General features: G+C 63.5%; 26 protein-coding genes and 1 tRNA gene. 13 read left to right on the forward strand and 14 right to left on the reverse strand.

All coding sequences use genetic code 11. The annotated features are described in order from the left end of the window. Nucleotides 1-77 precede the first annotated feature (77 nt). The 3 genes from NLY33_RS11860 (at nt 78) to NLY33_RS11870 (ending at nt 4,026) form a co-directional block, all read left to right on the forward strand. Nucleotides 78-1,616, forward strand: a complete 1,539-nt coding sequence (locus NLY33_RS11860) for a sigma-54-dependent transcriptional regulator (RefSeq protein ID WP_023671940.1) — start codon at nt 78-80, stop codon at nt 1,614-1,616. A gap of 389 nt (nt 1,617-2,005) precedes the next feature. Continuing rightward, nucleotides 2,006-3,832, forward strand: coding sequence for a peptidoglycan L,D-endopeptidase MepK (gene mepK, locus NLY33_RS11865; protein ID WP_023671939.1), 1,827 nt, complete (start codon nt 2,006-2,008; stop codon nt 3,830-3,832). Between the two features lie 120 nt (nt 3,833-3,952). Next, nucleotides 3,953-4,026, forward strand: a tRNA-Gln gene (locus NLY33_RS11870). A gap of 137 nt (nt 4,027-4,163) precedes the next feature. On the opposite strand, the gene NLY33_RS11875 is transcribed toward NLY33_RS11870, so the two are convergent. Next, nucleotides 4,164-4,802 (reverse strand): 2-dehydro-3-deoxy-phosphogluconate aldolase, encoded by a 639-nt coding sequence (locus NLY33_RS11875; RefSeq protein ID WP_023704005.1) that lies wholly within the window; start codon nt 4,800-4,802, stop codon nt 4,164-4,166. 174 nt (nt 4,803-4,976) lie between these two features. Between NLY33_RS11875 and trhO the strand changes: the two genes are divergently transcribed. Further along, nucleotides 4,977-5,903: an oxygen-dependent tRNA uridine(34) hydroxylase TrhO gene (gene trhO / locus NLY33_RS11880; RefSeq protein WP_023704004.1), complete on the forward strand. Its 927-nt coding sequence runs from the start codon at nt 4,977-4,979 to the stop codon at nt 5,901-5,903. Between the two features lie 23 nt (nt 5,904-5,926). On the opposite strand, the gene NLY33_RS11885 is transcribed toward trhO, so the two are convergent. Beyond that, nucleotides 5,927-6,355, reverse strand: coding sequence for a YybH family protein (locus NLY33_RS11885; protein ID WP_280804124.1), 429 nt, complete (start codon nt 6,353-6,355; stop codon nt 5,927-5,929). A gap of 137 nt (nt 6,356-6,492) precedes the next feature. On the opposite strand from NLY33_RS11885, the gene NLY33_RS11890 reads away from it, so the two are divergent. Both NLY33_RS11890 and NLY33_RS11895 read left to right on the forward strand, forming a co-directional pair. Then, a complete protein-coding gene (locus tag NLY33_RS11890; protein WP_023671935.1) occupies nt 6,493-7,230 on the forward strand; it encodes a tellurite resistance TerB family protein in 738 nt (245 codons plus the stop codon). A 357-nt stretch (nt 7,231-7,587) separates the two neighbouring features. After that, nucleotides 7,588-8,349: an SDR family oxidoreductase gene (locus NLY33_RS11895; RefSeq protein ID WP_023683264.1), complete on the forward strand. Its 762-nt coding sequence runs from the start codon at nt 7,588-7,590 to the stop codon at nt 8,347-8,349. Between the two features lie 12 nt (nt 8,350-8,361). Here NLY33_RS11895 and NLY33_RS11900 read toward each other — a convergent pair whose 3' ends face one another. Beyond that, nucleotides 8,362-9,546, reverse strand: a complete 1,185-nt coding sequence (locus NLY33_RS11900) for a pyridoxal phosphate-dependent aminotransferase (RefSeq protein ID WP_023707642.1) — start codon at nt 9,544-9,546, stop codon at nt 8,362-8,364. Nucleotides 9,547-9,629: 83 nt separating this feature from the next. Here NLY33_RS11900 and NLY33_RS11905 point away from each other — a divergent pair, with 83 nt between their 5' ends. The 4 genes from NLY33_RS11905 to denD are packed head-to-tail and all read left to right on the forward strand — an operon-like array spanning nt 9,630 to nt 12,563. Beyond that, entirely contained in the window at nt 9,630-10,316 is a 687-nt protein-coding gene (locus tag NLY33_RS11905) for a GNAT family N-acetyltransferase (protein ID WP_023701049.1), read from the forward strand. A 15-nt stretch (nt 10,317-10,331) separates the two neighbouring features. Further along, nucleotides 10,332-11,303, forward strand: coding sequence for a cation diffusion facilitator family transporter (locus NLY33_RS11910; RefSeq protein WP_023707643.1), 972 nt, complete (start codon nt 10,332-10,334; stop codon nt 11,301-11,303). A 58-nt stretch (nt 11,304-11,361) separates the two neighbouring features. Further along, entirely contained in the window at nt 11,362-11,568 is a 207-nt protein-coding gene (locus NLY33_RS11915) for a hypothetical protein (RefSeq protein WP_023671929.1), read from the forward strand. Between the two features lie 11 nt (nt 11,569-11,579). After that, nucleotides 11,580-12,563: a D-erythronate dehydrogenase gene (gene denD / locus NLY33_RS11920; RefSeq protein ID WP_023671928.1), complete on the forward strand. Its 984-nt coding sequence runs from the start codon at nt 11,580-11,582 to the stop codon at nt 12,561-12,563. Between the two features lie 10 nt (nt 12,564-12,573). On the opposite strand, the gene NLY33_RS11925 is transcribed toward denD, so the two are convergent. The 4 genes from NLY33_RS11925 to NLY33_RS11940 all read right to left on the reverse strand — a co-directional run bounded on the left by NLY33_RS11925 (nt 12,574) and on the right by NLY33_RS11940 (nt 16,614). Beyond that, nucleotides 12,574-13,746 (reverse strand): nickel/cobalt transporter, encoded by a 1,173-nt coding sequence (locus NLY33_RS11925; protein ID WP_488473758.1) that lies wholly within the window; start codon nt 13,744-13,746, stop codon nt 12,574-12,576. Between the two features lie 8 nt (nt 13,747-13,754). Beyond that, on the reverse strand, nt 13,755-14,423 hold the full coding sequence (locus tag NLY33_RS11930) for a DUF1007 family protein (RefSeq protein ID WP_023671926.1): 669 nt from the start codon (nt 14,421-14,423) through the stop codon (nt 13,755-13,757). An 89-nt stretch (nt 14,424-14,512) separates the two neighbouring features. Further along, nucleotides 14,513-15,412, reverse strand: a complete 900-nt coding sequence (locus NLY33_RS11935; RefSeq protein ID WP_023703999.1) for a LysR family transcriptional regulator — start codon at nt 15,410-15,412, stop codon at nt 14,513-14,515. A gap of 2 nt (nt 15,413-15,414) precedes the next feature. After that, complete coding sequence (locus tag NLY33_RS11940; RefSeq protein ID WP_023703998.1) at nt 15,415-16,614, reverse strand: amidase; 1,200 nt, start codon at nt 16,612-16,614, stop codon at nt 15,415-15,417. A gap of 539 nt (nt 16,615-17,153) precedes the next feature. On the opposite strand from NLY33_RS11940, the gene odc2 reads away from it, so the two are divergent. Together odc2 and NLY33_RS11950 are read left to right on the forward strand one after the other, a co-directional pair. Further along, nucleotides 17,154-18,287 carry an ornithine/lysine decarboxylase gene (odc2, locus tag NLY33_RS11945; protein ID WP_023703997.1) on the forward strand — a complete coding sequence of 378 codons (1,134 nt, stop codon included), beginning with the start codon at nt 17,154-17,156 and terminating at the stop codon, nt 18,285-18,287. A 144-nt stretch (nt 18,288-18,431) separates the two neighbouring features. Beyond that, nucleotides 18,432-19,103 carry a GNAT family N-acetyltransferase gene (locus NLY33_RS11950; protein WP_023703996.1) on the forward strand — a complete coding sequence of 224 codons (672 nt, stop codon included), beginning with the start codon at nt 18,432-18,434 and terminating at the stop codon, nt 19,101-19,103. A gap of 72 nt (nt 19,104-19,175) precedes the next feature. On the opposite strand, the gene NLY33_RS11955 is transcribed toward NLY33_RS11950, so the two are convergent. From NLY33_RS11955 to flhA, 7 genes are all read right to left on the reverse strand, one after another. Beyond that, nucleotides 19,176-19,460: an SCP2 sterol-binding domain-containing protein gene (locus NLY33_RS11955; protein ID WP_023683274.1), complete on the reverse strand. Its 285-nt coding sequence runs from the start codon at nt 19,458-19,460 to the stop codon at nt 19,176-19,178. Between the two features lie 195 nt (nt 19,461-19,655). Beyond that, nucleotides 19,656-20,204 carry a hypothetical protein gene (locus tag NLY33_RS11960; RefSeq protein ID WP_023703995.1) on the reverse strand — a complete coding sequence of 183 codons (549 nt, stop codon included), beginning with the start codon at nt 20,202-20,204 and terminating at the stop codon, nt 19,656-19,658. Nucleotides 20,205-20,232: 28 nt separating this feature from the next. Then, on the reverse strand, nt 20,233-20,649 hold the full coding sequence (locus NLY33_RS11965) for a hypothetical protein (protein ID WP_023671919.1): 417 nt from the start codon (nt 20,647-20,649) through the stop codon (nt 20,233-20,235). A 13-nt stretch (nt 20,650-20,662) separates the two neighbouring features. After that, nucleotides 20,663-21,235, reverse strand: coding sequence for a rod-binding protein (locus tag NLY33_RS11970; protein ID WP_023703994.1), 573 nt, complete (start codon nt 21,233-21,235; stop codon nt 20,663-20,665). Between the two features lie 291 nt (nt 21,236-21,526). Then, on the reverse strand, nt 21,527-21,910 hold the full coding sequence (locus tag NLY33_RS11975; RefSeq protein WP_023703992.1) for a hypothetical protein: 384 nt from the start codon (nt 21,908-21,910) through the stop codon (nt 21,527-21,529). Between the two features lies 1 nt (nt 21,911). After that, nucleotides 21,912-22,664, reverse strand: a complete 753-nt coding sequence (gene fliR / locus NLY33_RS11980) for a flagellar biosynthetic protein FliR (RefSeq protein WP_023703991.1) — start codon at nt 22,662-22,664, stop codon at nt 21,912-21,914. Further along, nucleotides 22,661-24,748, reverse strand: coding sequence for a flagellar biosynthesis protein FlhA (gene flhA, locus NLY33_RS11985; RefSeq protein WP_023671908.1), 2,088 nt, complete (start codon nt 24,746-24,748; stop codon nt 22,661-22,663). The genes fliR and flhA overlap by 4 nt, the downstream gene beginning before the upstream one ends. A gap of 123 nt (nt 24,749-24,871) precedes the next feature. On the opposite strand from flhA, the gene NLY33_RS11990 reads away from it, so the two are divergent. Continuing rightward, entirely contained in the window at nt 24,872-25,171 is a 300-nt protein-coding gene (locus tag NLY33_RS11990) for a putative quinol monooxygenase (protein ID WP_023703990.1), read from the forward strand. Nucleotides 25,172-25,215 lie beyond the last annotated feature (44 nt).

Here is a 25,215-nt window from a genome sequence, read left to right on the forward strand (position 1 = left end):
GTTTTTTGAAACCTTGTTTAGAACCCTGTGCCAAGATGATCCATGGGAATTTCCCAGGCGGGCAACTCAAATCAGTCATGACAGGTTCCATTCTTATAGTCGATGACGATCCCGTGCAGCGCCGGCTGCTCGAGGCGGCGGTGACGAAATTCGGCCACAGCGCCATCGTTGCCGATGGCGGCGAGGCCGGTCTGAGCGCGCTTGACGGACCCAATGCGAGGGATATTTCGGCAGTCATCCTCGACCTTGTCATGCCGGGCCTCGACGGCATCGGCGTGCTGAAGGCGATGCGCGAGCGCGGCATCACTGTTCCCGTCATCGTGCAGACTGCGCAGGGCGGCATCGAAACGGTGGTTTCGGCGATGCGCCACGGCGCCTTCGATTTTGTCGTCAAGCCGGCGTCTCCCGACCGGCTGCAGACCGCGGTCGGCAACGCGCTCAAGGTCGAGGCGGTCGAGGACGAGGTCAAGCGCACGTCGCGGCGTCGCGGCGGCCACCTGACCTTCAAGGACATGATCACGCACAGCCCGGCGATGGACCGGGTGATCCGCCTCGGCCAGAAGGCTGCGGCCTCCAACATCCCGATCCTGATCGAGGGCGAATCGGGCGTCGGCAAGGAATTGGTGGCGCGCGCCATCCAGGGCAGCGGCGAACGCCGCACAAAGCCGTTCGTCACCGTCAATTGCGGCGCCATCCCCGACAATCTGGTCGAATCGATCCTGTTCGGTCACGAAAAAGGTTCGTTCACCGGCGCCACCGAAAAGCACACCGGCAAGTTCGTCGAGGCGCATTCGGGCACCCTGTTCCTGGATGAGATCGGCGACCTGCCGCTCGACGTGCAGGTCAAGCTGTTGCGCGCCGTGCAGGATGGCGAGGTCGATCCGGTCGGCGGCCGTTCCACCGTCAGGGTCGACATCAGGCTGATCTCGGCCACGCACCGCAACCTTCTGCAGCAGGTCAAGGACGGCAAGTTTCGCGAGGACCTGTTCTACCGGCTCAACGTTTACCCGATCGTCGTGCCGCCGCTGCGCGACCGCCGCGACGACATCCCCTATCTGGTCAAGCATTTCATGGACAAGGTGGCGCCGGCGGGCAATCGCCTGCACGGCATCTCGGATGCCGCACTGGCCATGCTGCAGGCCTATGATTGGCCGGGAAACATCAGGCAGCTGGAAAACGCCGTGTTCAGGGCCTCGGTGCTTGCCGAAGGCGATGTGCTCACGACTGACGAATTTCCGCAGATCCGGGCGCAGGTCGACGGCACCGTCAATCTCGACGCCGATGCGTCCTTGTCGGACCCCGGCATGGCCTTGAGCACCGGATCGCAAGGCGATGGCGCGCAGACTGATGATGCCGGTACTGCAGCTGCCGAGCTCGCCCCTCCGGCCAGGTTGCTTCAGCGTTTCGGCACATTGAGGGCGCTGGACGAGCGTGGCAATGTGCGTGCGCTGGCCGATGTCGAACTCGAAATGATCAAGCTCGCCATCGACCATTACAACGGCCAGATGAGCGAGGTCGCACGGCGTCTCGGCATCGGCCGCTCGACGCTCTACCGCAAGCTCAAGGAATACGGCATCGACCCGGAAACCGGCCGCCTCGACCGCCTTGCCTCCTGAACGCCGAATTCCACAGCTTGCCAACGCAAGGCCGGGACCAGCTTGCCATGCCACATCCGGCGCTGCATAAGGGTTGGGGCGGGAATATGGCTGATGCGGACAGCGTTGTTCACGCATTAAGGCCAGCGGTAACAGATCGTGTAGCGGGAAAAGGCTGAATCTTGATCTAAACCAGCAGTTTACCAAGAAATCCTGTGTATTATTTTTGACGGGATATCGCCACGGTGTTACCGCATTTCGGCTTCAATAAGCGATGATTAACCATTAGGATCGATATTCGGATGTGAGAACCACGCATCCGTTTGGACAAATCCGGGGACAAACGGCAGCCTGCAAGGCCTTTTGATTTGAACAAAGTCGAACGACACAGAAACGGGCGGCGCGATCACATGGGCGTCTGGCCGAGATGGCTGGCAGCGTTGATCGTTGCGTTCGCTTTCCTCGCCGCAACTGCTGCCGGCGCCAGCGCTGAAACGCGCTCGCTCAAGCTCTATCACCTCCACACGCACGAAAAGGCCGAGATCGTCTACAAGCGCAATGGCCGCTACGATCCGGCAGGCCTCAGGAAGATCAACATCATCCTGCGCGACTGGCGTCGCAACGAACCGACCAAGATGGATCCGCGCCTGCTCGATCTGGTCTGGGAAGCTTACCGGCAGGCCGGCGCCACCGACTACATCCAGGTCGTTTGCGGCTATCGCTCGCCGTCGACCAATTCGATGCTGCGCAGCCGCAGCCGCGGTGTCGCCAAGGAAAGCCAGCATATGCTGGGCAAGGCGATGGACTTCTACATTCCGGGTGTGCCGCTGAAAAAGCTGCGCAACATCGGCCTGAAGATGCAGGGCGGCGGCGTCGGCTACTATCCGTCGTCGGGTTCGCCCTTCGTCCACATGGACGTCGGCAATGTGCGGCATTGGCCAGGCATCAGCCGCCAGGAACTGGTCAGCCTGTTCCCCAATGGCAAGACGCTGCATGTGCCGAGCGACGGCAGGCCGTTGCCGGGTTATGACCAAGCGCTCGCCTCCTACAAGGCGCGCAAGGGCGCCGGTTCTCCTGCCATCATGATGGCCAGCGCAGGCGGCAGCACCAAGAAATCCGGTGGCTTCCTGTCCGCGTTCTTTGGCGGTGGCGGTGAAGACGAAGCCGACGACAGCGCCGATGTCGCTACCGCCGCGCCGCCGCCGAGAAGCGTGAAGCCGGTGCTGGCTGCCACGAGCAACAACAACAGCAATCTGCCTGGCATCGCGATCGTGTCGCCGCAGAACGCCAAGCGCGCCAACATTCCGCAGCTTGCCGACGACAGCGCTGACGATTCGGAGCCGCAGGACACGCCGGAGACGATCATCGCCGCGCTGCCCGCCAAGGAAGTGCCGCTGCCCGCTTTCGCACCGCGGCCGAAGGCCGATGTCGGCGCGCAACAACCTGAGACCGTGCCGTTCGGCGTGGCCGATGCCACCACCGAACAGACGGTGGCGACGGCGCAGGCGCCGGCCAATGTGCCGTTCGGCACGGCCGATGCGAGCAATGCCGACCAGGGGGCCGATCAAGCTGCCGCTCCGGCGCAGGTCGCGGTCAACGTCCCGTTGCCGACCTGGCGTCCCGACCGCTCTTCGCCGCCGGCTGAGCTTGCGCCGCAGGACAAGGGCGTTCTGCTGGCGCTGGCCGATACGGCTGCCCACAAGCAGACCGCAACCGACGCGTTCTCGGTGCTGCCGTCGCAGCGTCCGGACGAGGTCAAGGCGGTTCTCGAACAGGCCAGCGCCGCCGATACAGCCGGTGCTACCGACGACTATCAGGTTGCGTCGCTCGAGCCTCGCTCGGCGTTCAACGATCCGTCAGGTGTCGATGCCGCATCGCCGCGCGGTGCTATTGCTGCCCGTCCCGCCGGTACCGATCCAGCCTCGGTGATCGGCGCCGGCGTCAAGACGACACGCAAGGAAGCAAGGGCTTCGGCTCGCGACCTGAAGCCAGGACCGAAGGCAGTGGTGGTGGCGGCCGAACCGCAGGCGACGCGCTGGGCGCTGAGCAGCGGCGACAACATCGCCACCGTTTCCAGCCCGACGACTGCGCCGCGCTATGCCTACAACATCGTGCATACGCCGCCGAGCGAGGTCTACACCGCAGGCTTCCAGGCGGACAACCAGATGGCCGATGCCAACCGCTTCACCGGCAATGCCGTAAAATTCCTTTCGGTCGCCCGCTTCCAGACGAAGTAAGGGCGTGACCGGGGCGTTATCGACTCGAAGCCGCGCTGGGCAACCCGTGCGGCTTTTGTTTTTAGCGAGATCTCGAGCACTGGCTTCCATCGCCACAGAATGCTAACCACCAAGCTGCATTCCCGCTTCGTCTAATGGTAGGACAGCGCCCTTTGAAGGCGTGAATCGAGGTTCGAGCCCTTGAGCGGGAACCAAAATCTCAACGCGTAGCAAACCCGGTCGGCGCAGCTGGCGGGTTTTTGTGCCGAGTGCAATTCCGGGAACACTGTGATTTTCCCGGGAAAGCGCGGAGCGCTTCCCTTGGGATTGCGCAAAGATAAAGTAGCGGAGGTTATTTTCCGAGCTTGCTCGCGGTCTGTGCGAGCGCCTCGATCTCATCCCACTTGCCGGCCTTGACCAACTCGTCCGGCGCCACCCACGAGCCGCCGACGCAGATAACGTTGGACAGGCTGAGATAGTCGGCGGCGTTCTTGGCCGAGATGCCGCCGGTCGGGCAGAATTTCACGTCGGCCAGCGGCGAGGCAAAGGCCTTCAGCGAGGCGATGCCGCCGGATTGTTCGGCCGGGAAGAATTTCAGGAACCGCAGGCCGGCCTCGCGGGCAGCCATGATCTCGCCGGGCGTGATGGCGCCGGGCAGCAAGGGAACGTCGCTGTCCTTGGCCGCCGCCAGCAACTCGCGCGTGATGCCGGGGCTGACGATGAACTTCGAGCCAGCCGCCGCTGCCTGGTCGAACTGCTTGGCATCGAGAATTGTGCCGGCGCCGACAATGGCGCCCTCGACCTCACCGGCCACGCGGCGGATCGCTTCCAGCGCATCGGCGGTTCTCAACGTGATCTCGATCGCCGGCAGGCCGCCGGCGGCCAGCGCCTGGGCGAGCGGGACGGCGTCCGCGACATTGGCGATCTTCAGCACCGGAATGACCGGCTGGCCATTGAGCAGCGACAGGAGCTTTTCGGTCTTGCTGGGCATTGGCTTTTCTCTCCCTGGGTGATTTCAACCGATTAGCAGAAGGCCGATTCCGAGTCCACGAAACTCGGCCTGCCGCGATGTCACATGTCGGCCAACGAGCCTGCGGGCGAATACCGACGAAGTGTCTTTAGCTCTGCCTTGAATCCGCTTTGACCACGGTCTAGTGGCTTGGCGATGACCAACCATGAACCCGTGCGCGTCGCCGCGCTCTACAAATTTGCGAGGCTGGGCGACTTCGACGCGCTGCGGGTCTTGCGCACGCCGCTTGCCGCCTTCTGCTGCGGGCGCGGCATCAAGGGCACGCTGCTTCTGGCGCAGGAGGGCATTAACGGCACGGTCGCCGGCAGCGAAACCGACATAGCCGACCTGATCGCTTATCTCGAGGCCATCGAGGGTCTTGCCGATCTCGAGGTCAAATACAGCACTGCCGCCGAAATGCCGTTCCATCGCATGAAGGTGCGGCTGAAGCGCGAGATCGTCACCATGGGCGTCGAAGACCTCGACCCGGCGACGGGTGCGGGGACCTATGTCGCGCCGGCCGACTGGAACGCGCTGATCTCGGACCCCGGCACCATCGTCATCGACACACGCAACGCGTACGAAGTGTCGATCGGCACGTTCGAGGGCGCGGTGGACCCGCGCACGTCGAGCTTTCGCGAATTCCCGGCCTGGGTGGAAAAACACCGCGACCAACTCGACGGCCGCAAGGTTGCGATGTTCTGCACCGGCGGCATCCGCTGCGAAAAGGCGACGGCCTATGTGAAGTCGCTCGGCTTCGAGGATGTGTTCCATCTCAAGGGCGGCATCCTCAGATATCTCGAAGAGGTGCCGGCCGAAGACAGCCTGTGGCAGGGCGAGTGTTTCGTCTTCGACGAGCGGGTCTCGGTGTCGCATGGGTTGACCGAAGGCGAGGCCGAACTCTGCCGCGCCTGCCGGCATCCGCTGACGCCGGAGAACCGGCTGTCGCCGCATTTTTCCACCGGCGTGTCATGCCCGCATTGCTACGAGGCACGCTCGGATGAGGATCGCACCCGCTATGCCGAGCGCCAGCGCCAGGTCGAACTTGCGCAGGCGCAGGGCAGGGGACATATCGGCAGTTAAGTGCCGCCGACGCCCTGACTGGATCACCACACGACAGAATAGCGGTCGATCACCCACAGCCATGTGCCGTCGGCCTGCCGGCGCGCGACCTCTGAGGTTATCGAGCCGTCGGCAAGCCTGGTCGACGTCAACGCGAGTTCGCCGTTAATGGCCGCCGGGTGCTGCTCGCCGCGCTGGAATTTTCGCCAGCTCGCGGCAAAGGCTTCGAACAAAGCGCGGATCGCCTCATGGCCACGCGTCAATTCGGCTGCTCCGGTGTCGATGACGGCATCGGGTTCGAACAGCGCTACCATGCCCTCAATGTCTCCCGCCCATTGCCGATCAATTAGCAGGCGCTCCAGATCCTGGGGATCTCGTGCTTGGTCGCGGTCTGGCTGATCGGTCACGGCAAAACTCCTCCCTCGCCGACGTTGCGGCGACACTAACCGAAGCCGAGGCGGGTTTCGACACATCGAATTTGATTTGCGGCATTGCCGGCGCCGATAGCAAAGCGCCGGTCCGTCATTGTAATGTCAACAATCGGGACCTACGTCTGCAACGTCCAAAACCTGCCCGTCCACGTTGGCGCGGGCCCTTTTCTGGAGGCACCATGTTCGACCCCAAGAAGCTTCTCGACGATCTGCTCGGCTCGCAAGTTCCCGGCACAACCGGCACCGTTCGCGACAAGGCCGGGCAGGCTGTGCAGATGGCCAAGGACAATCCGCTGGCCGCCGGTGCGCTGGCCGCGGTGCTGCTTGGAACCGGCACGGGACGGCAGGTCACCGGCACGGCCGTGAAGCTCGGCGGACTGGCTGCGATCGGCGGTCTCGCCTACAAGGCCTACCAGAATTACAAGGCCGGCAATGCACCCGAGCAGGCGCCGGCGGCCGGCCAGCCGGAATTGCTGCCGCCGCCCGCCGACACCGGCTTTCATCCTTCACAGGCGCCACAGGGGGAGGACGAGTTCACGCTGACCCTGGTGCGGGCGATGATCTCGGCGGCCAAGGCCGATGGCCATGTCGATGACGCGGAACGCCAAAAGATCGCCGGCAAGCTCAGTCTGGCCGGCATCGGCACGGAAGCGGAAAAGTTTCTGATGGCCGAGCTGGACAGCCCGCTCGACCTCGATACGCTGGTCGCAGGCGCCAAGACCGATGAGCAGAGGCTCGAGCTCTACACGGCGTCCCGACTGACGATCGACCCCGATACGCGCGCCGAACGCGGCTATCTCGACCTGCTCGCCGGCCGGCTCGGCCTGCCGGATGCGCTCGTCGATCATGTCGAGGCGACGGTGTCGGCGGCCAAGGTGCCGGTTCCGTCAGGCACGGCGCCGAACCCGCGCTGGTAGACAACGCAGCCGCGCGCCTGGGGCAGGGGCGCCGAGGCCGGAAAAAATGCGTTAACGTCTCGTTTACCGAGGAAGCGCATGATTTTAGTCAGTCGGATCGGCTTTTCCTCCTCCCAAGCCCGGTTCAGATCAGGGGGCGGTCGCCAATGACCGCCCTTTTTGTCGGACCGATCACATAAAGCGCGTGGCGCTTCATGTTTTTGTCCTGATGCATGTCGTTCTCTCAGAACCGGGGCCACTTTTGAGCGACATACATTAGTGTCCGGCTTGCCATGATCGCCCTCATTTGCGATGGGTCGGTGCATTCGGATGCACCCCGATCTGTGCCGGGGATGCGCGGCGCGCAGGAGCAAAATCATGACAGTCCTCACAGAGAAAACCGCCATTGTTACCGGCGCCGGCACCGGCATCGGCAAGAGCGTCGCCACGGCGCTGCTCAAGGCGGGCTGGAACACGGTGTTTTGCGGCCGCCGCAAAGCGGTGCTCGATGCCGCCATTACCGAGGCCGGGAAAACGGACGCCAAGGCGCTGGCGGTTGCCTGCGACATCAGCAAGGCCGGCGAAGTCGATGACCTGTTCGAGACGGTGGCCGCAGCCTTCGGCCGCGTCGACCTGCTCTTCAACAATGCCGGCATGAGCTACAAGTCGACGCCGATCGACGAGATCCCGGTCGAGGTCTGGAACGATATTGTCGGCGTCAATCTCACCGGATCGTTCCTATGCGCCCGCGCCGCCTTCGGCGTCATGCGCAAGCAAAAGCCAATGGGCGGCCGCATCATCAACAATGGCTCTGTGTCGGCCTATGCGCCACGGCCGGGCTCGGTGCCCTACACCGCGACCAAGCACGCCATATCGGGGCTGACCAAGACGCTGGCGCTCGACGGCCGGCCCTATGACATCGCCTGCGGCCAGATCGACATAGGCAACGCGCTGACCGATATGGCGCACGCAATGACGGTCGGCGTGCCGCAGGCCAATGGCACCATCGCCGCCGAAGCGGTGATGGACGTCCAGCGCGTCGCCGACGCCGTCGTCCACATGGCCAGCCTGCCGCTCGATGCCAATGTGCTGTTCATGACGGTGATGGCGACCAAGATGCCGTTCGTGGGGCGTGGGTGAAGAGCCGAAGGCCTACCTCTTCAAAAACGACTCGATCCGCTCCAGCGCGCGCAAGATGTTCTCTTCGGAATTGGCGTAGGAGAGCCTGATGTAGCCTTCGCCGAGAATGCCGAAATCGGGGCCGCCGATCAGCGCCACGCCGGCCTCCTCGAGCAGTGCCGAGGCGAGCTTCTTGGCCTTCCAGCCGGTCTTCGAAACATTCGGGAAGGCATAGAATGCGCCCTTGGGCGTGATGCAGGAGACGCCGGGCAGCGCGTTCAGCCCCTCGACCACGATCTTCCTGCGGTTGTCGAAGGCGCGCATCATCTTGTCGACATCGTCCTGGGGGCCGTCGATGGCGGAGATGCCGGCGAACTGGCTCGGCGCGTTGACGCAGGACCAGCAATTGACCGCCAGCTTGCGCACCTTGTCGTAGAGATGCGCGCCCTTGTCGCCATTCGGCCAGATCGACCAGCCCATGCGCCAGCCGGTCATCGCCCATGTCTTCGACCAGCCGTTGAGCACGATCAGCCGGTCGCGAATTTCCGGAAAATTGAGCAGCGAAAAATGCGTCTCGCCGTCATAGGTCATGACGTCGTAGATTTCGTCGGAGAGGATAGCGACCTGCGGATGCGCTTGCAGTCCCTTCACCAGCTTCTCGATCTCGGCGCGCGGCGTGACGCCGCCGGTCGGGTTGGCCGGTGAGTTGAGGATCAGGAGCCTCGTCTTCGACGTGATCAGCGCCAGCGTCTCTTCTGCCGAGAAGGCAAAGCCGTTCTCCTCGCGGATCGGCACCGGAATGGGCGCGGCGCCGGTGAACTCGATCATCGAGCGGTAGATCGGAAAGCCTGGGTCTGGATAGAGGATCTCGGCGCCGGGTTCGCCGAACATCAAGATGGCCGCGAACATGGTCGGCTTGCCGCCGGGCAGGATCATCACATTTTCCGGCGAGACCTCGACGCCGGTGGTGGCCAGCGTGCGCCGCACCACCGCTTCGCGCGTCGCCAGCAGGCCGTTGGCCGGGGTGTAGCCATGGTGACCGTCGCGCAGCGCCTTGATCGCTGCGTCGACAATGTGCTGCGGCGTTTTGAAGTCGGGCTGGCCGATGCCGAGATTGACGATGTCGCGGCCCTGTTGAGCCAGTGCAGTGGCGCGCGCCAGCACGGCAAAGGCGTTTTCCTCGCCGAGGCGGTCGAAGGCCGAAATCGTGTGGAGCATTTTTCCCGTCCGTGTGGTTCTTGCTGTTAGGTCGCGTTTTTGTGAGCGTCTGCTCACAAAAGTCAAACGGATTGGAGTTTTGCGTGTCGGAAAATCTCAAAGATTGGCAAGCGCGTCCGCGGCCCGAGCGCAAGCCCATTGACGGCCGCTATGTCCGGCTCGAACCGCTGAGCGCCGAAAAGCACGGCGATGGGTTGTACGAGGCGTCGTCCGTGCCCGACATCGATGGACGCTTTGCCTGGCTGCCCGACTACCCGCCGCAAACCCGCGCCGATTTCCAGCCATGGCTGGATAAGGTCGAGGCGAGCGAGGATCCGCTGTTCTTCACCGTCATCGACAAGGCCAGCGGCAAGGTCGCCGGGCGACAGACGCTGATGCGCATCGATCCCACCTATGGCGTCATCGAGATCGGCAACATCTATTGGGGGCCGCTGATCTCGCGCAAGCCGGCAGCGACCGAGGCGCAGTTCCTGTTCATGAAGTATATTTTCGACGGGCTCGGCTATCGCCGCTACGAGTGGAAATGCAACAACCGCAACGAGCCGTCAAAGCGCGCGGCGGAACGGTTCGGCTTCAAGTTCGAGGGCATTTTCCGCCAGCATCTTGTGGTCAAGGGTGAAAACCGCGATACCGCATGGTACTCGATCATCGACAAGGAATGGCCGGCGCTGCGCAAAGCCTATGAGGCATGGCTCGATCCCGCCAATTTCGATGGCGAAGGCCGGCAGAAGCGGCGGCTCGAGGATTTCCGCGCCGAGTTCGGCGCGTAACAGGAGTTTTTTCCGATGGCGCACAGCCATGATCATGGTTCGCATGCTGGGCATGGCGCCGGCCACGTGCATGGCTCGACCGACAAGAAGCGTGTGCTGATCGCAGCCTGCCTGACCGCCGGCTTCATGGTGGCCGAAGTGCTTGGCGGCCTTTTGACGGGATCACTGGCGCTGCTGGCCGACGCCGGCCACATGCTCGCCGATTCGATCGCGCTCGGCCTTGCCTGGTATGCCTTCCATCTTGGCGGACGGCCGGCGACCGTGCGCCTCACCTATGGCTTCGGCCGGGTCAAGACGCTGGTCGCCTACACCAACGGCATCGCCATCTTCGCCATTGCGCTGTGGATCGTCTACGAAGCCTGGGGCCGGCTGATGACGCCGGCGCCGGTGCTGGGCGGGCCGATGCTGGTGGTGGCGATCATAGGGCTCCTGGTCAACATCGCCTCGTTCTTCGTGCTGCATGGCGGCGACCGCGACAGTCTCAACATGCGCGGCGCCATCCTGCATGTGCTGGGCGACCTGCTCGGCTCGGCGGCGGCGATCGTGGCGGCGCTGGTCATTCTGGCGACCGGCTGGACGCCGATCGACCCGATTCTGTCGGTGCTGGTCTCCGTGCTGATCTTGTCCACCGCGTGGTCGCTGATGCGCGAAGCCGCTCATGTGCTTCTCGAAGGCGTGCCGGCAAGCCTCGACCGCGACCTCATCGCCAAGGACATTGCCGGCACCGTCAAAGGCGTGCGCGAAGTGCATCACATGCATGTCTGGTCGCTGGACGGGTCCAGCAACATGGCGACGCTGCACGCCTGCCTCAATGATGGCGTCGATGCGCACCAGGCGGTCAGCGCCATCAAGAAGCGGCTCGCCGCCGAACACGGCATCAGCCACGCCACCGTCGAGCCGGAATTCGGCCAGTGCGCTGACAGCTATGACGAGCACGATCATGACCACGACCATGGTGCGCCACCGCATCACGGCCATTACCACTGACAGGGAATTTCATGGCATTGGCATCCGAGTTGACGAGTTCCCGCTGTAACGGGACGGCATGATGGATCGCGACAACAGAAACGCGCTGATTGCCGCAGCCTGGATCATGCTGCTGTTCGGCATCGCGGCGTTCTATCTGCCGACGGTGATGCTGGCTGTCGGCAATATCTCGACCGTACTTGCCGGCATCGTCGGCATCGCCTTCGTGCTGGCATTCTTTCTGGTGTTCTGGTTGCGGGGTCGCAGCCAGAACAAGGGCAAATAAGAGGCTTTGAAATGCGCATCCTGATTACTGGCGCCGCCGGCATGGTCGGCCGCAAACTTGTCGACCGGCTGGCCAAGGACGGCACGCTCAACGGCCGCAAGATCACCGGGCTCGACCTGCACGACATCGTGCCGCCGCAGGCGCCGGCGATGGATGGCATCAGCATCGCCACGCATACCGGCGACCTTGCCGACGCCGGTGCTGCCGAGAGCCTGGTCGCCTCACGCCCCGACGTCATGTTCCATCTCGCCGGCATCGTGTCGGGTGAGGCGGAAGCCAATTTCGATCTCGGCTACCGCGTCAATCTCGACGGCACACGGGCGCTGTTCGACGCCGTGCGGCTGGCGGGCTTTGCGCCGCGCCTCGTCTTCACCTCGTCTATCGCCGTGTTCGGCGCGCCGTTCCCGGATGTGATCCCGGACGATTTTCATCCTACGCCGCTAACCTCCTACGGCACGCAGAAGCAGATGAGCGAAGCGCTGCTGGCCGACTATTCCAGGCGCGGCTTCTTCGACGGCATCGGCATAAGGCTGCCGACCATTTGCGTGCGGCCCGGCAAGCCGAACAAGGCGGCGTCAGGGTTCTTCTCCGGCATCATCCGCGAGCCGCTGAGCGGCCATGAGGCGATCCTGCCAGTGCCGCGCTCGGTGCTGCACACCCATGCCAGCCCGCGCTCGGCGGTGAACTTCCTGATCCATGCCGCCGGGATCGACAGTGCCGCCGTCGGGCCACGCCGCAACCTCACCATGCCGGGCGTTGCCGTCACCGTCGGCGAGCAGATCGAGGCGCTGGAACGCATTGCGGGCACCAAGGTCGTGAAGCTGATCCGCGAACAGCCGGATGAGACCATCTGGGCGATCGTCAAGGGTTGGCCGACGCGCTTCGAGTCGCGCCGTGCAAGGGACTTCGGCTTCAGCGCCGAAAACAGTTTCGATGAAATCATCCGCGCTCATATCGAGGATGAACTGGGCGGAATGATCGCGGGTCAGGCCTGACCCGCCGAGGTCATACAGTTCCGGACAGGCACGCCGACAACAGCAACAGCCCGAACAGGAAGACGAACGCGGCGCCGCCGATTTCGACGACTGTGTGGATACGGTTGCCCATGCGGCCATCGCCGGCGAAATAGACCGCCCAGTTCTTGGCTGTCACCGCGATCGTCGCCAACGCCGAGACTGTGATGGCGGTGCCGATAGACATCGCCAGCACCGACAGCAGGCCGCCGAGCCACAGGCCGTTGAGCAGCGCGAAGCTGAGCACAATCAGCGCGCCGGAGCAGGGGCGGATGCCGACGGCGGCTACAGCCGACCAGGCCGTGCGCCAGTCGAAGCGATCGCCCGACAGCAGCGCCGGATCAGGCGCATGCGAATGGCCGCACGTGTCGCAGACCTCGCCGGCCGGTTGATCGTGAGCGGCGTGATTGTGATGAGCGTGGTCGTGATGGGAATGATCGTGTGTGTCGTGGTCGTGCGCAGCGTGATCGTGATGATCATGCGAATGGTCGTGATGCACATGCAAGGCATGCGAATGCGCATGCGCCGCGTGGCTGTGAGCGGCATGCGAATGGCCGCCATGGGAATGACCGGCGTGGGCTGCCGACAGGCTGTAGGCGGGCGCCTTGCCGAACCAGCGCAGGACCGTAGGCCCGAGCTTGCGCCACAGCAGCCAGGCGCCGAACAAAGTGACGAAGACATAGCTCATGATCTCCATGAACCAGGCTGCGTCGGTCATCGAGATGGCGGTGCCGCGCAGGACGAAATAGGCAAGCAGCATCACCAGGATCGCGGTCAGGCCCTGCAGCAGCGCCGAGACGAAGGACAGCAGGATACCGCGCCTGAGCGCCACTTCATTGGCCACCATGTAGGACGAGATCACCGCCTTGCCGTGGCCGGGGCCGGCGGCGTGGAAAATGCCGTAGGCGAAGGACAGGCCGATCAGCAGCCACATCTTGCTGCCGTCCTCGCGCATTGCTTTCATCGCCGTGGCCAATGCGCGGTAGAATTCCTGCTGGCGCAGATTGATCCACATCAGGATGTGGGCGAACGGGCCGGTGGTGGGCGCCATGCCGTCATTGACACCGATGCCGAGTGAGCTCTGGGCATGGGCCTGCCCGAGAAAGTGCGTCATCAGCAGGGCAGCGGCCACGAGGCCGAATGCCAAACGCAGGGACGGTTTCATCACCGGATCTATCCTTCTGGCGGGCAATTCAGTTCGAGCTTGGTGGCGAAGATCTTGCTCATGTCGGTGCCTGTCGGGTCGTTGAAGAACGCGTCCGTCAGGGTCTTCTGGTTTTCCTTGATCGCCTCGTCTGGATCAGGCCGGATGACGCTCTTGGTGCAGTTCGAGGGCAGGCCTTCCACCGTGATGTTGCTATCCTCGGTGAAGTCGATCGCTGTGTAGAAGGTTGGATCGTAGACGCCGAAATCGATCTTGCCGGCGAGCTTGATCGGCACCTTGGGTTCGGATTCGAACAGGATGATCAACTGGTCGTTGTCGAAATTGGCCATCAGATGCGGTGGCGGCGTCATAGGCACGTCCTTGCCGTCGACGGTGACGAGCTGGAAATAGTTGAATTCGGCCAGCGAGGCATGAACTGTGTCGGCGACATCCTTCAGCTCCTTGTCGTCAAGCTTCAGGTCGGAGTTCTTGTCGAACTCCATCATCACCGTACTCGAAAACAGATCATCGAAACGCCAGAGGTGACGCAGCGCTTTCACACTTTGGTGATCCGGCGAGAGGATCACGTCGAGGCGGGCCTCGGCGAAGACATGAGGATGCGCGCCAGCCGCTCCGACGGAGGCAAAAGTCGTCGCCAGGGCCGAAGCCAGCATGATTGCGTGCCGTTTCAGATGCATTCTCGGTCGCTGTTCCATCGGCCTCGGAGAGATTTCGAGAGGTTACCAGAAACGGGGCGAAATTGGGACCGCGGCACGGCAGGACCGGCTCAAGCGCTCTCGCGGTTCTTGAACCATTGCACCAGGAAATCGACGAAGACACGGACCTTGGCCGGCAGATAGCGACGGTGCGGGTAGACGGCGAAAATGCCGCTGCCCGACTGGATGCGGTCGTCGAGCAACGACACCAGCAGCCCGGATGCGAGGTCGGGCGCGGCGATGAAATCCGGCAGGATGGTGAAGCCCAGACCGGACACGGCGGCGGCTCGCGCGGCCATCGGGCTGTTGACCTCGATCGGACCCGATACGTTGACACTGACAGACTCCTCGCCATCGCCCCTGAAGCGCCAGTTGGCGAGCGAGCGGCCATTGGTGTCGACGATGCAGGGCAAGTTGGCGAGATCCTGCGGGCGCGTCGGCTTGCCGTGCTTGGCGATCAGCTCCGGCGAGGCGCAAAGCTTGATCGAAAACGGCCCCAGGCGGCGGGCGATCAGCGATGAGTTCTCCAGGCGCGAGATGCGCACGGCAAGATCGAAACCTTCCTCGACCAGATCGACAAAACGGTCGTCGAGATGGATGTCGAGCACGATGTCGGGATGCTGTCTGGCGAAGTCGATGAGCGACTGGCCTATCGGCGCGTCGGCGAAGGTGCGCGCCGCGGAGAGCTTGATCCTGCCGCGCACGTCGCCGGAGGATTCGCGCACGGCGTCGGCTAGGCTGTCGACCTCGCGCACGATTTCCGAAGCGCGGCTGTAATAGGTATGGCCGGCCTCAGTCAACGAGAACTGCCGCGTGGTGCGGTTGAGCAGCAGCGCGCCGAGTTCGTCTTCGAGTTCGCGCACATATTTCGACAGCAGCGCCTTGGAGCGACCGATCTTGCGCGCGGCCGCCGAAAAGCCTTCGGCCTCGACGACGTCGATGAAGGCGCGCATGCGGGTCAGTGTATCCATCATCAAGCCTTTCGTGCCGCATCGAGAATTCGCCGGCCGAGCCGTATCAGGGCAATGTCGCTGCCGGGAGGACCGAGCAGCGAGAGGCCGAAAGGGGCGCCGTCAACCGAGCCCAGCGGCAGGGTGATTTGCGGAAAGCCTGAAAGACCCGAAAGGCACAAAAGATGCAAGGCCCTTTCGCGGTAGGCCTGGAGCTGCTGCGGCTCGCTTTTGACCAGAGGTGCGGGGCCTGGAACGGTAGGCAGGACAAGAAACCCGTCCTGGCCGAGCAGCGCGGCTAGCTCGGAGCGGAACGTCAAGCGGCGCACCGCCTCGGCCCGCGCGGTCTTTTCGTCGATTGTCCGGCCGAAACCAAAGCGCTCCTCGACGCCCGGCCCGAGATCGCGCTCGTCCGAAATGATCCAGGCGCCATGCTGCTGCCAGGCCTCGGCGGCCTGGAGGCGGCGAAAGCACCAGTAGAGCTCGTCGGGGAAGGAGGCGAAGCTGTACTCCACCGGCGCCGGCTCACCGACAAGACTGGCGGCCAGCGCTCTCATCCTGGCATATTCGGCTGCCTCGGCGGGGCCGGCCACGAAAGCGTCCAGCCAGCGGATCGAAAGCGGCCGGGTGAGCGGATACGGATGCGGGTCGCGGCCGAGCAGCAATTTGCCGATCGTCTCATAGGTCTCGATGTCGTCGGCGAACCAGCCGAATGTGTCGAAGCTCGGCGCCAGCTTCATCGTGCCTTCAAGCGAAATGCGGCCATGCGTGGTGCGCAGCCCGATCAACCCGCAAAAGCTCGCCGGGGCACGGATCGAGCCGCCGGTGTCGGAGCCGGTGGCGATATCGGCAAGCTTGCCGGCCACCGCCGCCGCCGATCCGGAGGACGAGCCGCCGGTGACGCGATCGGGAGCGGCCGGGTTCACCGGAAACGGAAAATGCGCGTTCTGGCCCATCAGCGAGAAAGCGAACTCGTCGGTCTGCGTCTTGCCGATGAAGCGCGCGCCGGCGTCGAGAATCATCTGCACGGCCGGTGCCGTGCTGGACGCGGCATGCGCCTCGTCGAACTTCACCGGATTGCCGCAACCGGTGCGGTAGCCGGCGACGTCGTAAATGTCCTTTACCGCCAGCCTGAGCCCGGCCAGCGGCCCCAGTTCCGCATTGGCGACCGGCATGCGGCGCAGGTCGAGAAAGGCGTTGAGCGGGCCGTGCGTGCCTGGCATCGTTCGATATCCGTACACAGTAGGCCCAGCATTGTTCGATGCCGGAAATTTTACAACCTGGAGTACGATTTTTATTGATTGTGAAATCTTTCGATCTTATATCGCGCTTGCCCAAAGTCGCACGTGCCTGTGGGTGTCCGCCGATCCTCGAATGGTGAGGGAAATCGGTAAGGTAACTGGAGCTAACCCCTCCAGTCGGTCTAGCGGCCAACCGCCAGCCCGAGGACACCTTGAAGCAACGACGGTGCGGGCCTTTCTGGTGTTCTGCCGGTCGTCCAAAGACCGGGGTTACTGAAGAGGCACACCTTCATTGCCGGTAGTGCGGACGGGTCTCCCATCCAAGCCAAGGCAGACAAAGCGAACCGAGGCCGGGCAAGGCCAAGGTTCACCGCCGCGAGACGGCGTTTCATGGTTCCGGGGTCTCCACCGGCTGGTTCCATGAATTTCCGTCCCGCCTTTGTTTGACCGCGCGTCGCGAGGCCGAGAGCCCGCGTCCGCAGCCTTATTGCGCGCCGCAAGGCGTTAATGGAGAGACCCCGATGGCCACTCAGCGCATCCTCGACTTCCTCGCCACCCGACGTCCGTCCGGCCCCTGCCTCGTCGTCGACCTCGATGTCGTGCGCGACAATTTCCGCGCCTTCGAAAAGGCGCTGCCCGATTCCCGGATCTACTATGCGGTGAAAGCAAACCCGGCGCAGGAAATCCTGCGCCTGCTTGCTGCGATGGGCTCGTCCTTCGACACCGCTTCCGTTGCCGAAGTCGAGATGGCGATGGATGCCGGTGCGCCGGCGGACCGCATCTCCTTCGGCAACACCATCAAGAAGGAGCGTGATATTGCACGCGCCTACCAGCTCGGCATTCGGCTGTTCGCCGTCGACTGCGTCGAGGAAGTCGACAAGATCGCCCGCGTCGCTCCCGGCGCGCGCGTGTTCTGCCGCGTTTTGACCGACGGCGAAGGCGCCGAGTGGCCGCTGTCGCGCAAGTTCGGCTGCGTGCCGGCGATGGCCGTCGACGTGCTGCGCCATGCCAGGACGCTCGGCCTCGACGCCTATGGCGTGTCGTTCCATGTCGGCTCGCAGCAGACCGACCTGACGGCGTGGGACCGTGCGCTGGCCGACGCCAAGAAGGTGTTCGCCACGCTCGCCGATGAAGGCATCGTCCTCAAGATGGTCAATATGGGCGGCGGTTTCCCGACGCGCTATCTGCGTGACGTGCCGGCGGCCCAGGCCTATGGCCAGGCCATCTTCTCGGCGCTGCGCAAGCATTTCGGCAATGCGATCCCTGAGACCATCATCGAGCCGGGTCGCGGCATGGTCGGCAATGCCGGCGTCATCAAGTCGGAAGTCGTGCTGATCTCGAAGAAGGCCGAAAACGACAATGTGCGCTGGGTGTTCCTCGACATCGGCAAGTTCGGCGGTCTGGCCGAGACGATGGACGAGGCGATCCGCTATCCGATCGTCACCCGCCATGACGGTTCGGAGACCGCACCTTGCGTGCTCGCCGGCCCGACCTGCGATTCGGCCGACGTGATGTACGAGAAGACGCCGTATCCGCTGCCTCTGTCGCTGACCATCGGCGACGATGTGCTGATCGAAGGCACCGGCGCCTACACGACCACCTACTCGGCGGTCGCCTTCAACGGCTTCGAGCCTCTCCGATCCTACGTGATCTGACGGCTTCGGCCTTCAGATCACCCCAGGCGGACGTTTGCGTCCGCCCGGGTTCGCCTGTGGAACAAGCTCCGCTCGTGAAGGATCGCGGAAATGGACATTGTAAATTACATTGACGGCATTGGATTCTCCCCCCTCGAGGGGGAGATGGCAGGCAGGCCAGAGGGGGTCGTCTCGCGTGAAGCGCCGGCATCCCTCGTCCACGACGCGGTGTCGCGTCAGGTCGTGCCGACCCCCTCTGTCGCCTTCGGCGACATCTCCCCCTCGAGGGGGGAGAGTGCCCGCGCCATTCCCATCGTCGCCGAAACTGCGGCAGACATTGCATTGCGTGAAGCGTTGCTCGATCGCGCCATGGGGCCGATGCGGCGCAAGAAATCGTCGGAGAAGCTGCGGCGTGGCCGCCGGCCTTCCGAAGGCCTCGCTTTTATCGTGCGCGATGCAGCCGGCGCGGTTGCTGGTACGGTGCGGCTGTGGGACGTGCGTCTGGGCGAGGGTGGCCCGGGAGCACTTCTGCTCGGACCGCTCGCCGTCGATCCGGCGCTGAAGAACGCCGGCATCGGCTCGGCGCTGATGCGCCATGCTTTGGCCGAGGCCGCGCGTCTCGGCCATGCCGCGGTGCTGCTGGTCGGCGATGTGCCTTACTATGGCCGCTTCGGCTTCTCGGCGGAGAAGACCGGCGCGCTCGCCATGCCTGGTCCGTACGAGCGGCACCGCCTGCTGGCGCTGGAACTGATCGATGGTGCGCTCGACGGCGCGCATGGCACGCTGAAGGCTGCAGGTCGCAAGCTCAAGGCACAGAGGCTGTCGCTGGCCGCCTGATTGTCCAAAAACAAACGCCGCCGCCGGTCCTTTGCATTTCAGCGAGGGCGGCGTTTTGTTTTTGCGAAGGGCTCAGCCGATCAGTTGGCTGAGCGCCATGGCGACCGACATATCGCCTTCGACCTTTATCTTGCCGGACATGAACGCCATGGTCGGGTTGAGGTCGCCGGCGATCAGCGAATCCAGATCGTCGAGCGACAGCTTTATGGTGCAGTCGGTCGGCGCGTCGGTGGTCGAGACGGTTGCGCCGTCGATGACGATGACGCCGTTGCTGCCGGTATCGAACTTCACGGAATGTTCGAACCCGGCGCTCGCCACGCGCGACCTCATCTTCTCGGCAATATCCTGAACGCTCATGACTGTTCTCCTGGTCTCGTTGCGTTTTGCCGCGCTTCAGTGACCGGCCTCCGCCGAAGTCGCTGTCTCGCGCGTACCGCGATCCTGGTCGCTTGGCGCATATAGCTTCGAGTTGACGTAAACGTCAACGCGCGACGCGTCATCTCGTTTCAGTCGGAAGGAATGCGGCAGAGAACATTCGCCCTGCGACGAAGGTTAGTGTTCAGCAGCGGGCTTCGCCGCCTCGGCCTGGGCCGATTCCGCCGGGGCCGGTTCGGTCGGCGTGGCCGGATCCTTGCGGCGGCGCATGGCGTTGTCGCGGATTTCGTCCTTGGTCAGGAAGTTGACCTGGTCGATCAGCACTTCATGCACCAGGTCGGCGCCGACGCGGGCGTTGACGGTGTCGCGTATGGCCTTGCGGAAGGCATCGAGATCGATGGTTTCCTTCTTGGTGAAGTCGATCTGCGGATTGGAGTAGAGATAGGAATAGACCTGATCGGTCATCAGCGCTTCGGCCGGGATCGACATCTTCTTTATCTCGGCCGGCTCGACCGTGTAGACGAGCTTGGTGAGGAAATAGCCGTCGATCTTGGAATCGCGGACCAGCGGCACCGAGATGATGTCGGTCTTGACGTAGTCGAGGCCACCCAGCATCGGTTTCGGCGTCTCGCCGACGCCGCGCTCACCGGCCGCCTGGAACGAATAGAACACCGCGCCAAGCGTGGCGGCGCAGATCCAGATCGCGGCGGCGATGAATTTGATCACCGGTTGTTCCCGCCTGTTGCCGAAATCATCAGCTCGCCCAACCGAATTCGCCGGCCGAATAGGTGCCGTCGGCTTCGGCGCGCTGAATGGCGTTCTTCAACAGCGTGGCGACTTCGTTGACCGCGTTGAGGTGGGCGAGGATTGCAGCCTCGTTTTTCGCGAGCTTCTGGCGCAGCCGCGCCAGACTGTCGCGATGCTGTTCCAGGAATTCGATCTCGTTGGCGCCCTTCATGGCGCGGGTCAGCTCATAGAGGTAGCGGCTCTTGCGGGCGTTGGAGGCCTTGAGATCATAGCTGGTGTCGTTCTTCAAACCGGCCGTCTCTTCCTCGACCGCTTCCTCGATGCGGCCGATGATGGCGGCAAGGTTGCCCGGCCGTGCAAACGGGATCGGCGCTTCGGACGTACGCGCCGGCAGGTTGGAAGAGTATTTTGAAAAATCGGCCATTGAAAATCCTGGTCTAGATCTTGATTTCGGTTTTGATGGTCGTCTCGTCGCCGGTCATCGACCGTGCGGCCTTGCGCTGCAATTCCTCGACCAGCGAGGTGGACAGCCGGGTCTGCTGGTCGATCTCGGTCTTGTGCGGCCCGGTTGACACCGGGCCGATCGGCACGGTGCGCTTGCCGTCCTTGTAGTGGTCGGCGAGCAGCGATTTGGCGATGCCGATCCCGCCGCGCTCGGCCATGACGTCGGCGACACGCTCGGCAAGCTGCGATTTCCACATGTCGCCGGCCAGCCCCTTGCCGTAGACGCCCTCGGTGTCCTTGGGCAGCATGTTTTGGATGAAGGTCTGCAAGACCATCGCCTCGAACTTCTTGAACTTGCTGGCGGGATCGGCATTTGCGGCGGCCGTGTCGGCGGTAGCGCGCGACAGGATCGAGCCGGCATCGACCGAAGCAGCCATGTCGACAGAAAAATTACCGCCAACGCCGTTGGCCCGCTTGGCCAGCGCGGCACGGGCAGCCTCGATATCCGCCGGGTCGACGGCTCGGGCAACATCGAGAACGATGTCACTGGGTGGAGAAATCGCCAAGAAAGTCCGCCTCTTTGCCGGGTTTCCTGAGCGACCATGCCGCAACAAGCTTGTGGCAGGCTTGCCGGTTTGAAATCCTTCGCCGGATGCTGGGCCATTGCTATCAGCAGCGGCAAGTCCGGCTGGGTCGATGCGATCTGGTCGTTTGCGGTGGGCGCTGCCGGTGTCGCCATGGTCAGATCGTAGGTGGCGTAGGCGCAGAGGCCGAACACGGCGCCGTACACCCAATACAGCCCGCCGCACGGAACGAAACCGAACGCCGTCCGCAAGTGACGCGGCTCTAACTTCCGATTATTCCTGCCCGCGCCTCTGCGCGATCAGATCGAGCCGGTCGCGGTCGGAGCGTTCGCGTTCGTCCTGTCGGCGCACGTCCTTGTAGGCGCGCTCGACCATGTTGGTGCGCGCCGTCGCAGTGGCGATGAGCGTGATCTCCTGCCTGGCGCTTTCCAGGCTCGCTTCCTGCCGGACCAGCGCATTGGCGATGCGGCGATGGTAGAGGTCAGGGAACAGCACCGCCAGCGACTGATCGGCCTCGAAATGCTGGACAAGTTCCCTGGCTTCGGTCTCGGCGGTTGCGGCCGCCGCCAGGAAGGCCGCATGGCGCGTCTCGTGCAGGGCCTTCAGCTGCTCCTGCACCTTGACCAGTTTCTTCAGCCGTTCCATGCGCGTGCTCATCTCACCTCGCCAGCGTCAGGTCGACAAAGCCGTCGACGAACAGCGACAGCATGGTGCCGATGGCGAAGTAGAAGATGATCATGCCGCCGGCGATGACGAAAGGCAGCGAGATGAAGTAGACCGGGATCTGCGGCGTCAGCTTGTTGACGAAGCCGATCGTCAAATTGACCAGAATGGCATAGGCGATGAATGGGCTGCCGAGCCGGATGACCAGGAAGAAGGCGTCCGACACCGTGTCGGTGAGATCGACCAGGGCGGCCTGGGGATTGAAGAAGGCGTTGACCGGCGCCACCGTGTAGGAGGCGACCAGAGCGCGGATGATCTCGTGGTCGAAATCGAAGACGAAGAGCAGCAGCAACGCTGAAAACGAGATGATGGCGGCGAGGGCCGCCTGCGGCTCTGGCTCCTCGATCGCCGGGCCGCCGGTGCCACCATAGCCGATCAGCATGGCAATGGCCGAGCCCATGAAGCGCAGCGCTTCCATGTAAAGCCTGGTCATGGCGCCGATCAGCCCGCCGACCAAAAGTTCCGAAATGATCATCGGTGCCAGCACCTGCGGACGCGCATCGACGAAGGGAAAGATCTTGTCCCACAGGAAGGCGAGCAGGCCACCGGTGGCGGCGATCGACACGAACAGCCGGACCTGGACCGGCACGCGGGCGCTGGACAGGCCCGGCATCAGCATGAAGCAGGCGCCGATGCGACAGAAGGCGAGGAAGGCGGCGATGACGACGCCTTGCGACAGTATGTTCACGAGATCGTCCCGAGCACCTTGATCTCGACGCCCTTGGCGATTTCGACATGGGAGAGAACGGGAAGCGTCGTGAACAGGCGCTCGATGATCATGCGCACATAGGGGCGAGCATCGGGCGCGGTGACGAGGACAAAACGCTCGCCGGCCTCGAGATGCTTGCGGATCGCCTTGGTCGCGTCCTGGCCGAATTCCTCCAGCTGGCGCGGGTCGATGTCGAATTCGCGCACCTCGCCCTTGGCGTCGCGCTTGAGGCTCTGGTGGAAGGCGAGGTCCCAGCGGTTGCCGAGGCGCAGCACCTTGAGCATGCCGCCCTCGGAGAGATCGCCGCAGATCTGCTGGGCCATGCGGATGCGGACATGCTCGACGATCTGCTCGGTGCGGCGCACATGCGGCGCGATCTCGGCGATAGCCTCGATGATCAAATGCAGGTTGCGGATCGATACGCGTTCGGCCAGCAGCAATTTCAGCACCGCCTGCAGGCCGGGATAGGAGATGTGCGAGGTGCAGATCTCGTCGGCGAGCTTGCGGTATTCCGGATCCTGGCGCTCGAGCAGCGCCTTCATGTCCTTGTAGGACAGAAGCTGCGGCAGGTTGTTGCGGATCACCTCGGACAAATGGGTGAGCAGCACCGACATGTTGTCGGCAAAGGTATAGTTCTCGCGCTTCAGATCCTCGGCGAAGGTTTCGAGCACCGAGAAGGCGCGCATGCCGAAGGCCGGCTCGCGGATTTCCTCGCCGGGAACGTCGGGCAAATCCCGGTTGCCGAGCAGCACCATGATCTCGCCGACGCGCATCTGGTATTCGGCGACGACGGTGCCGTGGACCTTGATCTGATAGCTTTTCGGCGGGATGCCGAAATCGTCGGCGACGCGCACTTCCGGCACGACGAAGCCATATTGCGTGGCAAATTTCTTGCGCATCTTGGCCATGCGGAACACCAGTTCCTGATGCGACACCAGCAGCCGCGTCGACAGCTGTTTGCCGATCAGAAGCTCGATCTCGGCGGTGGTCAGCGAAGCCTTGACCGAGTTCTTCTCTTCCTCGACCTTGTTCGCCTTCTCCAGATCCTTGATCGCTTCGGCGGCGGCAGCCTCGCGGTTGGCGCGCATCGGGATGACGTAGCCAAGGCCGGCCATGCCGGCGGCTAGCGTGAAGAACGGGAAGAACGGCAGGCCGGGCATCAGGCCGAGCAGGACGAGCAGCGAGGCCGCGACATAGAGCGCGCGCGGATGCGCACCGAGCTGGCCGAACACCGCCTGGTTGGTCGAGCCGCGCGTGCCGCCCTTGGACACAAGCAGGCCGGCGGCGAGCGAAACGATAAGCGCCGGGATCTGGGTGACGAGGCCGTCGCCGACCGACAGTTTGATGAAGACATCGGCGGCTTCGCCCATGCCCATGCCGTGCCTGATGTAACCGATGGCGATGCCGCCGACGATGTTGATGGCGGTGATGATGAGGCCGGCAATGGCGTCGCCGCGGACGAATTTCGAGGCGCCGTCCATCGAGCCGAAGAAGGAGGATTCCTCTTCCAGCTCGCGGCGGCGCAGTTGCGCTGTCTTGTCGTCGATCATGCCGGCGGACAGGTCGGCGTCGATCGACATCTGCTTGCCGGGGATGGCGTCGAGGGTGAAGCGGGCGCCGACTTCGGCAATACGGGTGGCGCCCTTGGTGATGACGATGAAGTTGACCACAATCAGGATCATGAAGACGATCAGGCCGATGACGAAATCGCTGGCCATCACAAGTTTGGAGAAGCCGGCGATGACATAGCCGGCGGCGTGCGTGCCCTCATTGCCGTGCGACAGGATCATGCGCGTGGTGGCGATGTTGAGCGATAGCCGTAGCATGGTGGCGATCAGCAGCACGGTCGGGAAGGACGAGAAATCGAGCGGCCGCTGGATCCACAGCGCCACCATCAGGATCAGCACCGACAGTGCGATCGAGAAGGCGAGGCCGATGTCGATGAGGAAGGCCGGGATCGGCAGGAATAGCACGGCCAGGATGATGACGATGCCGATGGCGAAGAAGACATCGCGGCCGTTCTTGGCCACTGTTCCTGTCGCTAAGCTTTCGCTGACCGCCATGTCGTCCCCAATCACAAGCCTGCCGAGCACGCGACAGCCCTTCGAGCCTAACCGGTCAAGCTTGCGCGAGGGTGGGAGGACTGGTTACTTGCCGGGACGACAGAGGCCTTGAGGAGAGAGATCATGCTGGTGATCATCGGCACCATTCGCTTGCCGGCGGAACGGCTCGACGAGGCAAGGCCGGCCATGCGGCTCATGATACTGGGCAGCCGTGCGGAGCCCGGCTGCATCGAATACTCCTACGCACAGGACGTACTCGACGTCGGGCTCATCCATGTAACCGAGGTGTGGAGCGACAGGGCCGCGCTCGACGCGCATTTCCGCTCGCCTCACATCGCCGATTGGCGGGCGAGCTGGGCATCGCTCGGCATAGGCGAGCGCAACCTCATGCTCTATGAGGCCGGCGAGCCGAAGCCGACCTGAGGACCGGGCACAGTCAAGAAGGCGTTGGCCCAAGAAAGTCTAGC

The sequence above is a fragment of the Mesorhizobium sp. C432A genome (assembly GCF_030323145.1).
Taxonomy (GTDB): domain Bacteria; phylum Pseudomonadota; class Alphaproteobacteria; order Rhizobiales; family Rhizobiaceae; genus Mesorhizobium.

Excerpts from the sequence above, each read along its gene's own strand:
- NLY33_RS11925 (WP_488473758.1), bottom strand. The coding sequence starts at position 13,746 with ATGAAACCGTCCCTGCGTTTGGCATTCGGCCTCGTGGCCGCTGCCCTG.
- NLY33_RS11950 (WP_023703996.1), top strand. The coding sequence starts at position 18,432 with ATGGCAGGCAGGCCAGAGGGGGTCGTCTCGCGTGAAGCGCCGGCATCC.
- NLY33_RS11965 (WP_023671919.1), bottom strand. The coding sequence starts at position 20,649 with ATGGCCGATTTTTCAAAATACTCTTCCAACCTGCCGGCGCGTACGTCC.
- NLY33_RS11895 (WP_023683264.1), top strand. The coding sequence starts at position 7,588 with ATGACAGTCCTCACAGAGAAAACCGCCATTGTTACCGGCGCCGGCACC.
- NLY33_RS11890 (WP_023671935.1), top strand. The coding sequence starts at position 6,493 with ATGTTCGACCCCAAGAAGCTTCTCGACGATCTGCTCGGCTCGCAAGTT.
- NLY33_RS11900 (WP_023707642.1), bottom strand. The coding sequence starts at position 9,546 with ATGCTCCACACGATTTCGGCCTTCGACCGCCTCGGCGAGGAAAACGCC.
- NLY33_RS11955 (WP_023683274.1), bottom strand. The coding sequence starts at position 19,460 with ATGAGCGTTCAGGATATTGCCGAGAAGATGAGGTCGCGCGTGGCGAGC.
- NLY33_RS11975 (WP_023703992.1), bottom strand. The coding sequence starts at position 21,910 with ATGAGCACGCGCATGGAACGGCTGAAGAAACTGGTCAAGGTGCAGGAG.
- NLY33_RS11910 (WP_023707643.1), top strand. The coding sequence starts at position 10,332 with ATGGCGCACAGCCATGATCATGGTTCGCATGCTGGGCATGGCGCCGGC.
- mepK (WP_023671939.1), top strand. The coding sequence starts at position 2,006 with ATGGGCGTCTGGCCGAGATGGCTGGCAGCGTTGATCGTTGCGTTCGCT.
- flhA (WP_023671908.1), bottom strand. The coding sequence starts at position 24,748 with ATGGCGGTCAGCGAAAGCTTAGCGACAGGAACAGTGGCCAAGAACGGC.
- NLY33_RS11990 (WP_023703990.1), top strand. The coding sequence starts at position 24,872 with ATGCTGGTGATCATCGGCACCATTCGCTTGCCGGCGGAACGGCTCGAC.
- NLY33_RS11930 (WP_023671926.1), bottom strand. The coding sequence starts at position 14,423 with ATGCATCTGAAACGGCACGCAATCATGCTGGCTTCGGCCCTGGCGACG.
- trhO (WP_023704004.1), top strand. The coding sequence starts at position 4,977 with ATGACCAACCATGAACCCGTGCGCGTCGCCGCGCTCTACAAATTTGCG.
- NLY33_RS11915 (WP_023671929.1), top strand. The coding sequence starts at position 11,362 with ATGATGGATCGCGACAACAGAAACGCGCTGATTGCCGCAGCCTGGATC.
- NLY33_RS11885 (WP_280804124.1), bottom strand. The coding sequence starts at position 6,355 with ATGTGTCGAAACCCGCCTCGGCTTCGGTTAGTGTCGCCGCAACGTCGG.
- NLY33_RS11935 (WP_023703999.1), bottom strand. The coding sequence starts at position 15,412 with ATGGATACACTGACCCGCATGCGCGCCTTCATCGACGTCGTCGAGGCC.
- NLY33_RS11860 (WP_023671940.1), top strand. The coding sequence starts at position 78 with ATGACAGGTTCCATTCTTATAGTCGATGACGATCCCGTGCAGCGCCGG.
- NLY33_RS11940 (WP_023703998.1), bottom strand. The coding sequence starts at position 16,614 with ATGCCAGGCACGCACGGCCCGCTCAACGCCTTTCTCGACCTGCGCCGC.
- NLY33_RS11875 (WP_023704005.1), bottom strand. The coding sequence starts at position 4,802 with ATGCCCAGCAAGACCGAAAAGCTCCTGTCGCTGCTCAATGGCCAGCCG.
- denD (WP_023671928.1), top strand. The coding sequence starts at position 11,580 with ATGCGCATCCTGATTACTGGCGCCGCCGGCATGGTCGGCCGCAAACTT.
- odc2 (WP_023703997.1), top strand. The coding sequence starts at position 17,154 with ATGGCCACTCAGCGCATCCTCGACTTCCTCGCCACCCGACGTCCGTCC.